Below are 12092 nucleotides of genomic sequence, written 5' to 3' on the forward strand. Positions count from 1 at the left end.
AAGGTGCGGGGGCGTCCACATCCACCAGGCACGGCATCACCGGACTCCGCGAGCCCGGAGCATCACGCTCCGCGAGCCCGGTCCGTCAGGCTCCGCGAGCCCGGAGCGCCGGACTCCGTGAGCCGGATCACCGGACTCCGCGGCCCGGGCTCAGCTCTCGGAAGCCGCCGTCTTCTTCGCGACGGCCTTCTTGGCCGGAGCCTTCTTGGCTGTCGTCTTCGCAGTCGTCGTCTTCTTGGCGGCCGTCTTCTTGGCAGGGGCCTTCTTTGTCACCGTTTTCTTGGCGGCGGCCTTCTTCGCGGTCTTCTTGGCCGGGGTCTTGGCGCGCTTCTCGGCGAGCAGCTCGTAGCCGCGTTCCGGGGTGATGTCCTCGACGCTGTCGCCGGAGCGCAGGGTCGCGTTGGTCTCGCCGTCGGTGACGTACGGCCCGAAACGGCCGTCCTTGACGACGACGGGCTTCCCGCTGACCGGGTCCTCGCCCAGCTCCTTCAGCGGCGGCTTGGCGGCCGCACGTCCGCGCTGCTTGGGCTGGGAGTAGATCTCCAGCGCCTCTTCGAGGGTGATGGTGAAGAGCTGGTCCTCGGACTGCAGGGAGCGCGAGTCGGTGCCCTTCTTCAGGTACGGCCCGTAACGCCCGTTCTGCGCGGTGATCTCCACGCCCTCGGCGTCCTTGCCGACGACGCGCGGCAGGGACATCAGTTTGAGAGCGTCCTGGAGCGTCACCGTGTCGAGGGACATCGACTTGAAGAGTGAGGCGGTACGCGGCTTGACGGCGTTCTTGCCCGTCTTCGGAGTGCCCTCGGGGAGCACCTCGGTGACGTACGGGCCGTAGCGGCCGTCCCTGGCGATGATCTGGTGGCCGCTCTCCGGGTCCGCACCGAGCTCGAAGTCGCCGCTCGGCTTGGCGAGCAGCTCCTCCGCGAGCTCGACGCTCAGCTCGTCCGGGGCCAGGTCCTCGGTCACGTCCGCGCGCTGGTGGTTCTCGGAGTCCTTCTCGCCGCGCTCGATGTACGGCCCGTAGCGGCCCACACGCAGCACGATGTCGTTACCGACCGGGAAGGACGACACCTCGCGGGCATCGATGGCGCCCAGGTCGGTGACGAGCTCCTTGAGGCCGCCCAGGTGGTCCCCGTCGCCGTTGCCGGCCTCGGCGGCGCCCCTGGCGTCGCCCTCACCGAAGTAGAACCGCTTCAGCCACGGCACGGACTGCGCCTCACCCCGCGCGATGCGGTCGAGGTCGTCCTCCATCTTGGCCGTGAAGTCGTAGTCGACGAGCCGCCCGAAGTGCTTCTCCAGGAGGTTGACCACGGCGAAGGACAGGAAGGACGGCACCAGGGCCGTGCCCTTCTTGAACACGTATCCGCGGTCGAGGATGGTCCCGATGATCGACGCGTACGTCGACGGGCGGCCGATCTCGCGCTCTTCGAGCTCCTTGACCAGCGACGCCTCGGTGTAGCGGGCCGGGGGCTTGGTGGCGTGGCCGTCGACCGTGATCTCCTCGGCGGACAGCGGGTCGCCCTCGCCGACCTGCGGGAGGCGGCGCTCACGGTCGTCGAGCTCGGCGTTCGGGTCGTCCGCGCCCTCGACGTACGCCTTCAGGAAGCCGTGGAAGGTGATCGTCTTGCCGGACGCGCTGAACTCTGCGTCGCGACCGTCGGAGGCCGCGCCGGCGATCTTCACCGTGACGGAGTTCCCGACCGCGTCCTTCATCTGGGAGGCGACGGTCCGCTTCCAGATCAGCTCGTACAGCTTGAACTGGTCACGGGTCAGACCCGTCTCGGCGGGGGTGCGGAAACGATCACCCGAGGGACGGATCGCCTCGTGCGCCTCCTGCGCGTTCTTGACCTTGCCGGTGTACGTCCGCGGCTGCGCCGGCAGGTAGTCGGCGCCGTACAGCTGTGTGACCTGGGCGCGGGCGGCGGAGATCGCCGTGTCCGACAGGGTCGTGGAGTCCGTACGCATGTAGGTGATGAAGCCGTTCTCGTACAGCTTCTGCGCCACCTGCATGGTGGCCTTCGCACCGAAGCCGAGCTTGCGCGAGGCCTCCTGCTGGAGCGTCGTCGTGCGGAACGGCGCGTACGGAGAGCGGCGGTACGGCTTGGACTCGACCGAGCGGACCGCGAAGCTCGTGTTCTCCAGGGCGGTGGCCAGCGCGCGGGCGTTGGTCTCGTCCAGGTGGAGCGTGTTCGAGGTCTTCAGCTGACCGACCGAGTCGAAGTCGCGGCCCTGGGCGACGCGCTTGCCGTCGACCGCGGTGAGGCGGGCGACCAGGTTGGACGGGTCGCTCTGGTCTCCGGCGCGGCCGGTGCCGAAGGTGCCCGTCAGGTCCCAGTACTCGGCGGAGCGGAAGGCGATGCGCTCACGCTCCCGCTCGACGACGAGACGGGTCGCCACGGACTGGACGCGGCCGGCCGACAGCCGCGGCATGACCTTCTTCCACAGGACCGGCGAGACCTCGTAGCCGTAGAGGCGGTCGAGGATGCGGCGGGTTTCCTGGGCGTCGACGAGCTTCTGGTTGAGCTCGCGCGGATTGGCGACGGCGGCCTGGATCGCGGCCTTGGTGATCTCGTGGAAGACCATCCGCTTGACCGGGACCTTGGGCTTCAGCACTTCCTGGAGGTGCCACGCGATGGCCTCGCCCTCGCGGTCCTCATCGGTGGCGAGGAAGAGTTCGTCGGAGTCGCGCAGCAGGTCCTTGAGCTTCTTGACCTGGGCCTTCTTGTCGGCGTTGACCACATAGATGGGCTGGAAGTCATGCTCGACGTCCACGCCGAGGCGGCGCACCTCGCCGGTGTACTCCTCCGGCACCTCCGCGGCGCCGTTGGGGAGGTCGCGGATGTGCCCGACGCTCGCTTCGACGACATAGCCGGGGCCGAGATAGCCCTTGATCGTCTTCGCCTTGGCAGGCGACTCGACGATGACGAGTCGGCGGCCGCCGTGTGCGGTGTCGCTGGTCGGGGACAACTTCGCTCTTCTCTCCGGTCGACGCAGGGGGTCTCCCCAGGCCTTGGTCCCGGGGGTCGGGTCATGCTGACGCTGCGGAGTGTGACGGTACATCCCGCCCCCGTGTCAAACGGGAAAAGCCCGCAACGGCCACTCGAACGGTAACCCGACTACCGCCATTCCTGCCGCCCGGAGTACCCACCGGCCCTTTCGGGTCTATCCGGAGCGTGACCTCCCAGTTACTGGAGTGACGGCACTCACGCGCGCGTAGAACACCACATCCCTAGTGCCGGCGCACCGGCTCCGGCGGCACTCGCGAGCGTCGCCGATGCGACGCGGTTCACACCGACGGCGACGGGCTCGCCCTGCCGCAACCGCACCGCGGTCCAGAGCAGCAGTGCCCCTCCGAACAGCGCGAACACCGCCCCCACGAAGATCGCCGGCCCACTTTCCATGGATATGTCCTTCCAGCCGAGTCCCCAGGGTCGGGAGGCTGACACTCCCCGGGAGCGGACCGGAATCGAGCATGCGAACCTACGGTGAACGCCAGGAGGACGGCACCCCACGGACCGCTCAGACCGTACCGGGGTCGGGTATCCGCCCGCTGGTTTTCGTACCGTCGACGCGCCTCACGGTGCACACGACTTTGGTGAAACCTTGGCGCCACTCGTCCTCGCTGGCCAGCCAACCGGAGACGGTGTGCTCCGTGTCGGTCGCCCAACTCGACGCGAACTTGTTGGTACAGAGCTTGCCTCCCTCGGCTAAAGCCTTCTTGTAGTCCATGCCGTCCGCGGCCTGCGCGCTGCCGATCACCTGGTCGGTGTGCGCCTCGCCGCAGTCGGCCAGATAGGACTCGAAGCCCTTGCCCTTCTCGGCGTAGATCCAGCAGTCTCCGATGCTCATCTGGGTGGGCCACAAGTTCACGCCCGTGTCCCGGAACCGACCCACCTCGCCGCCTATCGCGACATGGCGCCCGAGTACCAGACACGGCGTGCCGCCCTTGGCCGCATCGAACCCGTCCTTCGTCGGCGCGACGGCGTAGACACCCGCGTCGGGCAGCGCGTCGGCCGTCGCCGCGCCCTGGCTCGTGCACCGCTGCGGACCATGGGCACGGGCGTCGGCGTAGTCACTGGCCGTGTCGACGGCCACGACCTGGCCGTCCGGCCAGCCCTTGGCGCAGTTCACGACCCCCAGGTTGAGCGCCGACTTGAACGCGGCCCCCGACCAGACCGCCTTCACACAGTCGCCGGCCTGCAACGGCTTGGTGAGGCCCACTTGTTCGCCGTACGGATAGGCCTGTCCCGTCGGCGACGGCGTGGAGGGGGACGGGCTCGGCGAGGGGGATTTCCTCCCGATGACCGAGAAGGCCGCCCAGGTGCCGCCGGCGATGACCAGGAGAGCGGCCACGACGAGGGCAACGACGGGGGCCACGGGGCGCCGCTTCCCGGGCGCGGGCGGGAGGGGCGGGCCGGATGTGGGCCGCGTGGGAGCGCCCGTCCCGGCGTACGGATTCCAGGAGTCGTACGCGCCCTGCGTGGCGGACGGACGCCAGGGGCCGTACGGCGACGGGGTGCCGGAGGGCGACCCGGGCGGGCCCCCTGGAGTGGCCGGACCGCTCGGTGGAGTGTGCGGGGTGTGCGGGTTCGGGGGCGCGCCAGGGGTCTGATGGGCACCTGGAATCCGCGGAGTGCCAGGCGTCTGCGGGGCGCCGGCGATCTGTGGGGTGGCCGGGATCAGCGGGGTCTCCGGAGGCGGGCCCGCAACGTGCCCGGGCGTCGCCCCCGCCGCGTATCCGGGCGGTGCCCCGGCGGCGTACCCGGGTGGCGCCCCCGCGACATACCCCGGCGGTGGCCCGAACACTCCGCCCGCCGTCGCCCGCACGACCCTCTCCAGACCCCGGGCGACCGCCTCCGGCGACGAGCGCCGCACCGGGTCCTTGACGAGCAAGCCGTGCAGCACGGGGGTCAGTTCACCGGCGCGGACCGGTGGCGTGGGCTCCTCGCCGAGGAGGGCCGTCAGGGTCGCGTACTGGCCGTGGCGGTCGAAGGGGCCGCGGCCCTCGACGGCCGCGTACAGCGTGGCGCCGAGGGAGAAGAGGTCGGCGGCCGGAGTGGGCGGCTCGCCACGGGCGCGCTCGGGGGCGAGATAGCCGGGCGTACCGAGAATGCCGGCGGTGGAGGTGAGCCGGGGTTCGCGGGACTCCGGCTGCAGCGCGATCCCGTAGTCGGTGAGCAGCACACGGGCGTAGGGGTCGCCCGAAGAGTCGGGCGCCAGAAGGATGTTGGCCGGTTTCACATCCCTGTGGAGGATCCCGATCCGGTGTCCGGCGGAGAGCGCGTCAAGGACGGCGAGCCCGATCCGGGCGGCCCGGGCGGGCACCAGCGGCCCCGACTGCCGTAAGACCGCCTGCAGATCGACCGCGTCCGGCACGTACTCCATGACGATCCACGGCAGTCCCTCGTGCACCACCACGTCGTGCACGGTGACCACATGGGGATGACCGCGCAACCGCGCCGCGTGCCGGGCCTCGCTGCGGGCGCGGGCGATGCGCTGCCCGGGCTCCGCCCCGTCCATCGGCACGTCCGGCAGCGCGATCTCCTTCATGGAGACCTCGCAGGCCAACTCCGCGTCGTACGCGAGCCACACCCTCCCCATGCCGCCCGCACCGAGCGTCCGCAGCAGCCGATACCGGCCACTGATGATCCTGCCCTCGCCCTGACCCGGCCTCTCCCCCGCCATGGCGCCTCCCCCGAGACAGCGCGCCTCCCCCGAGGACGCATGGAGCTTGTCTCTTGAAGGTAGCTTTGCACGCACCACTGACAGGAGTCCTTTTACCAACGAATCCTGCCCAATATTGACCAATGCAGCCAGAACGGGCACATGCGGCTCAGCGGTACGAGTACACCTCACACGCTCCGCAGCCAGAACGTACGCGCCCCCTGCACAGCGCCCGTACATCACCGCGCGAGGTCACCGCGAGGTCACCTCGCGGGTTCGAGGAACCCCTGCTCCACCAGCAGCCGGATCTGCGCGGGCGTACGGTCGCGCAGCAAGACCGGGTCCTCGCCGACCAGTTGGGCGATGGCGTCCAGGATCCGCCCCGCGCTCAGCGTGCCGTCACACACGCCCGCGAAGCCCGCGCCGACGGTGTCCACCTTGGTGGCCCGGCGCATTCCGCGGTGCTGACGCAGCACCACATGCTCCGGGTCCTCGGCACCGGGGAGCCCGACCTGCTCCTGGATGACCTCGGCAACGAGTTTGAAGTGCCCGGCGAGCAGGGCCGCGTCGTCGTTCGCCCGCAGGTAGTCGACGCGGTCGAAGTGCGCGCGCACGGTGTCGCCGAGCGGCTGCTCGACGGGGTGCGGCCATTCCTCGACGGTGACGGAGGGTTCGGCCGCCGCCGTTCTGCGCAGGGTGATCCATCCGAAGCCGACCGCCTTGACCTTGCGCGCCTCGAACTCGTCCAGCCAGGCGTCGTACCGCGCCTGGTACTCGGCCGGGTCGTCGCGGTGGTCGCCCGCGTCGCGCAGCCACAGCTCCGCGTACTGCGTGACGTCCTGGACCTCGCGCTGCACGATCCAGGCATCACAGCCGCGCGGCACCCAGGAGCGCAGCCGGTCCTGCCAGTCCTCGCCCTCCACATGCTGCCAGTTGGCCAGGAACTGCGCGTACCCCCCGTCGTTGAGCCGGTCCCCCGCCTGCTGAACGAGCGTGCGGCACAGATCGTCCCCGCCCATCCCGCCGTCGCGATAGGTGAGCCGGGCGCCGGGCGAGATCACGAAGGGCGGGTTCGAAACGATCAGGTCGTACGTCTCGTCCTCCGCGACCGGCTCGAAGAGGGAGCCCTCGCGCAGGTCGGCCGCCGGGGCTCCGGAGAGCATGAGGGTGAGCGCGGTGATCTGCAGCGCGCGGGGGTTCAGGTCGGTCGCGGTCACGCGCGTGGCGTGCTGCGCGGCGTGCAGGGCCTGGATTCCGGAGCCGGTGCCGAGGTCGAGCGCGGAGGAGACGGGCGTACGGACGGTGATCCCGGCGAGGGTCGTGGACGCTCCGCCCACGCCCAGGACGACGCCCTCCTCGCGGCTGCCGATGCCGCCCGCGCCGCCCACGGCGCACCCCAGGTCGGAGACGATGAACCAGTCCTCGCCGCCGGGCCCGCCGTACGGCCTGATGTCCACCGTCGCCGCGACCTCGTCCGCGCCCACCCGGGCCAGCCAGCCGGCCTCCAGACAGTCCTCGACCGGCAGCACGGCCGCCACGCGCGCGTGCGACACGGGCTGCTGCAGCAGAAACAGCCGTACGAGCATCTCCAGTGGCATGTCCCCGCGAGTCGCCCGGAGCGCGGGCACGGTCTCACTGCGCGCCAGGGCCGCGTAGGCGGGGGCGCCGAGCAGGTCGAGCAGGCCGTCGGCGGTGAAGGAGGCACCGAGAAGGGCGTCCCGCAACCTGGCGGCGACGTCGACGCGGTCGGACGAGGGCAACGGTGACAGGCTGGTGTGACTCACGTCCCCCATTGTGTCCGCTCCCGCCGAAAGGGACGTACACCTGTGGACAACCCACGCCGACGGGCCCGTACACCCGGCGGCAAACTCGCGGCGAGAGCCGCGTGGGGCGTGCCGGGGGCCGCCGTGCGGGCTTCGAAGGACGAAGGCCCCGAAGGCCCGGCACGCACGCGTACCGGGCCTTCTTCAGGTGACGACCGACCGCTCTCCCGAGGGGTCAGCCCTGGGTGGCGGAGGACGAAGCGGAGGACGAAGCGGAAGCGGACGAGACCTTGCAGCTCGCCTGCTTGGCCATCGCCTTGCCGACGTCTCCCGCTTCGAGCTGCTTCAGGGCGTCGGTCCCGGTCTTGCTGAGCTTGCCCAGCTGCTGGGCGACCCCGTCGAGACCGTCCGCGAACTTCGCCTGGTCCTTCGTGTTGAGCGCCTGGGCCTGCTTGCCGAGGTCGGCGTAGGAGGCGGACAGGGCGTTGAGCTCCTTGACCGCGTTCGCCTGCTTCGTCTTGCCGTTGTCCACGTCCGGCGCCCCGGCCGTCTGGATGGCGGTCGCCATCGCCTTGTAGGCGTCGGAGATGTCCTGGAAGCCCTTGGAGTCGGCCTTCTGCACATCCTCCGGTGTGCTCTGGTCCGTCGTCTCCTTCTGGATCTCCGCGTTGGCGGCCGAGATCTTCTGGACCTGCGGCTGCACCGCGTCGCAGACCTGCTTGGCCCAGGGCTCCAGCTTGTCGCTTGTGCTGCTGCCACTGCTGCAGGCCGACAGCGCCAGCACCAGTACCGCACCGCCGGACAGTGCGGCCGCGAGCTTCTTGTTCACCGGATTGGTCCCTTCCATGGCTCTCGGCCCCGGAACATACACGTCACGTGGGCAATATCCACATGCCGAATTTCCGATTTAGCCGTTATTGCAGCCATTTGCTACAGGCGAGAGAAGGTTCACGACACCGGTGTGAACACACACATGGGGCGGGCGGGCGGCGCGTCCACACGCGCCGCCCGCCCGTCGGGACCAGGTGAAAGGCCCGGGACCTACGAAACCACCGCGGGGTCGGGCGACTTGGAGACCCTTTCCGCGTTGTCTTCGTCACCCACGGCGATTCCGCGCCGCTTGGAGATGTACACCGCGCCCACGATCACGAGGAACGAGAGCACGGCGATCAGGATGCGCAGACCGAGGTTCTTGTCGTCGCCGTACGAGAACTTCACGACCGCGGGTGCGATCAGCAGCGCCACCAGGTTCATCACCTTCAGAAGCGGGTTGATCGCGGGTCCCGCGGTGTCCTTGAAGGGGTCGCCGACGGTGTCGCCGATCACTGTCGCGGCATGGGCCTCACTGCCCTTGCCGCCGTGGTGACCGTCCTCGACGAGCTTCTTCGCGTTGTCCCACGCACCTCCGGAGTTGGCGAGGAAGACCGCCATCAGCGTGCCGGTGCCGATCGCGCCCGCCAGATACGAGCCGAGCGCGCCCACACCGAGCGTGAAGCCGATGGCGATGGGCGCCATGACGGCGAGCAGACCCGGCGTGGCCAGCTCCCGCAGGGCGTCCTTGGTGCAGATGTCGACGACCCGCCCGTACTCCGGCTTCTCCGTGTAGTCCATGATCCCGGGGTGCTCGCGGAACTGCCGCCGCACCTCGTAGACCACGGCCCCCGCGGACCGCGACACGGCGCTGATCGCGAGGCCGGAGAACAGGAAGACGACCGCCGCGCCCGCGATCAGGCCGACCAGGTTGTTGGGCTGCGAGATGTCCATCATCAGGTTCATCGGCGCGCCCGGCCCGGAGACCTTCTCGCCCACGTCGTTCGCGGCCGTGAGGATCGCGTCCCGGTAGGAGCCGAAGAGCGCCGAGGCCGCGAGGACGGCCGTGGCGATGGCGATGCCCTTGGTGATGGCCTTGGTGGTGTTGCCCACGGCGTCCAGGTCGGTGAGCACCTGCGCGCCCGCGCCCGTGACGTCACCGGACATCTCGGCGATGCCCTGGGCGTTGTCGGAGACCGGACCGAAGGTGTCCATGGCGACGATGACGCCGACCGTGGTGAGCAGGCCGGTGCCGGCGAGCGCCACCGCGAAGAGCGCCAGCATGATCGACGTACCGCCGAGCAGGAAGGCCCCGTAGACGCCGAGGCCGATCAGCAGAGCGGTGTAGACGGCCGATTCCAGACCGATGGAGATACCGGCCAGGACGACGGTGGCCGCGCCGGTGAGCGAGCTCTTGCCGATGTCCCGTACGGGGCGTCGGCTGGTTTCGGTGAAGTAGCCGGTCAGCTGCTGGATCAGCGCGGCCAGCACGATGCCGATCGCGACGGCCACGAGCGCGAGAATCCGCGGATCGCCGCCCTTCCCCGTGATCGCCACGTCCGTGACTCCGTCGAGGTCGGCGTACTTCCCCGGGAGATAGACGAAGACGGCCACGGCCACCAGCACCAGCGAGATCGCCGCGGAGATGAAGAACCCGCGGTTGATCGCGGACATGCCGCTGCGGTCGGAGCGCCGGGGCGCCACCGCGAAGATGCCGATCATCGCGGTGAGTACGCCGATCGCGGGCACGATCAGCGGGAACGCGAGACCCGAGTCGCCGAACGCCGCCTTGCCGAGGATCAGCGCGGCGACGAGCGTGACGGCGTACGACTCGAAGAGGTCGGCGGCCATACCGGCGCAGTCGCCGACGTTGTCGCCCACGTTGTCGGCGATGGTCGCGGCATTGCGCGGGTCGTCCTCCGGAATGCCCTGCTCGACCTTGCCGACCAGGTCGGCGCCGACGTCGGCGGCCTTGGTGAAGATGCCGCCGCCGACACGCATGAACATGGCGATCAGCGCCGCGCCGAGACCGAAGCCCTCCAGGACCTTCGGCGCGTCGGCCGCGTACACCAGCACCACACAGGAGGCGCCCAGCAGACCGAGCCCCACCGTGAACATGCCGACGACGCCGCCGGTGCGGAAAGCGATCTTCATGGCTTTGTGCGAGACGGCGGTGAGATCCTTTTCGGGTTCACCCTCGGCCGGGGTCGCTTCCCGTGCCGCGGCGGCCACGCGGACATTGCTGCGTACGGCGAGCCACATACCGATATAACCGGTGGTCGCCGAGAACACCGCGCCGATCAAGAAGAAGATCGACCGTCCGGCGCGCTGATTCCAGTCGTCCGCGGGCAGCAGCATGAGCAGGAAGAACACCACGACGGCGAATACGCCGAGCGTGCGCATCTGCCGACCCAGGTAGGCATTCGCGCCCTCCTGGACCGCCGCCGCGATCTCCTTCATGCTGTCGGTGCCCTCGCCGGCCGCGAGCACTTGTCGTACCAGCACCCCGGCGACCGCCAGGGCCGCCAGGGCGACGAGGCCGATGACCATCACGATCAAGCGATTGTCATCGGTCAGTACTGCGGCTGCGAAGGTTGTGGGATGGTCAAACTGATGAGGGGTAGAAAGCCCCGCCATTCGTCCTCCTTGACGCCTGTGCTGAGCTCAAGATGTGGACGGATTGTAGGTACCGGACCCTGATCAAAACAGTGCGCGGTAAACGGAATTCGCCTTCACATGCCCTTCAGCAAATGATCGGCGGGTGTCCATGGAACCCAAAAGAAGTAATGCCCCAAAAGCGTTGACGCTTGATCAAATAATCACGTGATTGATCGTGAACAAATTCACGAAAAGGCAGGGCGGCGCCCAGAACGGGACCCAGGCATACAAAAAGGGCCCTGCTGAGCAGGGCCCTTCGAGTGTGTTTCGAGTGTGTTGCGAGGGATGCGATCAGGGAACGAGCGTGGCCGGCGGCGTGGTCGGCCAACTCATCCTGATCTGTCCACCGTGCTCACCGGCGCTGACCTCGACATCGTCGACGAGGCCACTGATGACCGCGAGGCCCATCTCGTCCTCCTCGGCATCCATGTCCGGATTGCCCGAGGCACCGGGCGCCGTCTCGCCGGGCGCCGAACGCGGCGCCTCGTCACCGACCTCGATGGAGAACTGCTTCTCCTCCTCGATCAGCGTCACCCGCACCGGCGCCGAGATGCCGCTGCTCTGGTGCAGTCCGACGGCACGAGTACAGGCCTCGCCGACGGCGAGTCTGACCTCGTCGAGGACGGCCTCGTCCACTCCGGCCCTGCGCGCCACCGCCGCCGCCACCAGTCGGGCGGTCCTGACGTGCTCGGGCAGCGCGCTGAAGCGGAGTTCAACGGTGGCCATGCATCCCCCTCAACTACGGGCGTGCTGTCAGGGGGGCCGAGCCGCCGAGGCCCGGTCCCCCTCCATTGCTTCTACCGTCTCGGACGCCACTTCGCTCGCTTCGCTCGTGAGGCCCGAGGACGGGGTTCAGTCGGTGGCCGCTACCGCTTCCTCGACCGAGGTGTGGATGGGGAACACCTTGGTGAGGCCGGTGATACGGAAGATCTTCAGAATGCGCTCCTGGTTGCAGACCAGTCGCAACGAGCCCTCATGGGCACGCACCCGCTTCAGGCCGCCTACCAGCACGCCGAGCCCGGTGGAGTCGAGGAAGTCCACGCCCTCCATGTCGACGACAAGGTGAAAATTGCCGTCGTTCACCAGCTCGACCAGCTGCTCGCGCAGCTTGGGCGCGGTATATACATCGATTTCGCCACCGACCTCGACGACCGTACGATCGCCGACGGTACGGGTCGACAGGGACAGGTCCACGGATCC

The 12092-nt window shown here is 69.2% G+C and carries 8 protein-coding genes; all 8 read right to left on the reverse strand.

The features are described from left to right. Positions 1 to 150 precede the first annotated feature (150 nt). The gene (gene topA, locus RV986_RS23490; protein WP_475919284.1) at positions 151 to 2964 is read right to left on the reverse strand and encodes a type I DNA topoisomerase; all 2814 of its coding nucleotides are present in this window, start codon (positions 2962 to 2964) and stop codon (positions 151 to 153) included. A 236-nt stretch (positions 2965 to 3200) separates the two neighbouring features. Then, positions 3201 to 3398 carry a hypothetical protein gene (locus tag RV986_RS23495; RefSeq protein ID WP_475919285.1) on the reverse strand — a complete coding sequence of 66 codons (198 nt, stop codon included), beginning with the start codon at positions 3396 to 3398 and terminating at the stop codon, positions 3201 to 3203. 118 nt (positions 3399 to 3516) lie between these two features. Further along, positions 3517 to 5682, reverse strand: coding sequence for a serine/threonine-protein kinase (locus tag RV986_RS23500; RefSeq protein WP_475919286.1), 2166 nt, complete (start codon positions 5680 to 5682; stop codon positions 3517 to 3519). Between the two features lie 242 nt (positions 5683 to 5924). Continuing rightward, positions 5925 to 7454, reverse strand: coding sequence for a DUF7059 domain-containing protein (locus RV986_RS23505; protein ID WP_475919287.1), 1530 nt, complete (start codon positions 7452 to 7454; stop codon positions 5925 to 5927). A 205-nt stretch (positions 7455 to 7659) separates the two neighbouring features. Then, positions 7660 to 8271, reverse strand: coding sequence for a small secreted protein (locus tag RV986_RS23510; protein ID WP_475919288.1), 612 nt, complete (start codon positions 8269 to 8271; stop codon positions 7660 to 7662). A gap of 194 nt (positions 8272 to 8465) precedes the next feature. Further along, complete coding sequence (locus RV986_RS23515) at positions 8466 to 10871, reverse strand: sodium-translocating pyrophosphatase (protein ID WP_475919289.1); 2406 nt, start codon at positions 10869 to 10871, stop codon at positions 8466 to 8468. A 312-nt stretch (positions 10872 to 11183) separates the two neighbouring features. Beyond that, positions 11184 to 11618 (reverse strand): ATP-binding protein, encoded by a 435-nt coding sequence (locus RV986_RS23520; RefSeq protein ID WP_475919290.1) that lies wholly within the window; start codon positions 11616 to 11618, stop codon positions 11184 to 11186. A 126-nt stretch (positions 11619 to 11744) separates the two neighbouring features. Then, positions 11745 to 12086, reverse strand: coding sequence for an anti-sigma factor antagonist BldG (gene bldG, locus RV986_RS23525; protein WP_010986038.1), 342 nt, complete (start codon positions 12084 to 12086; stop codon positions 11745 to 11747). Positions 12087 to 12092: the final 6 nt, after the last annotated feature.

The sequence above is a fragment of the Streptomyces sp. RLA012 genome, from assembly GCF_056270325.1.

What these genes read in the sequence shown, in the direction of transcription:
- RV986_RS23495 (WP_475919285.1), bottom strand. Translation starts at nt 3,398, where the DNA reads ATGGAAAGTGGGCCGGCGATCTTCGTGGGGGCGGTGTTCGCGCTGTTC.
- RV986_RS23500 (WP_475919286.1), bottom strand. Translation starts at nt 5,682, where the DNA reads ATGGCGGGGGAGAGGCCGGGTCAGGGCGAGGGCAGGATCATCAGTGGC.
- RV986_RS23505 (WP_475919287.1), bottom strand. Translation starts at nt 7,454, where the DNA reads ATGGGGGACGTGAGTCACACCAGCCTGTCACCGTTGCCCTCGTCCGAC.
- RV986_RS23510 (WP_475919288.1), bottom strand. Translation starts at nt 8,271, where the DNA reads ATGGAAGGGACCAATCCGGTGAACAAGAAGCTCGCGGCCGCACTGTCC.
- RV986_RS23515 (WP_475919289.1), bottom strand. Translation starts at nt 10,871, where the DNA reads ATGGCGGGGCTTTCTACCCCTCATCAGTTTGACCATCCCACAACCTTC.
- RV986_RS23520 (WP_475919290.1), bottom strand. Translation starts at nt 11,618, where the DNA reads ATGGCCACCGTTGAACTCCGCTTCAGCGCGCTGCCCGAGCACGTCAGG.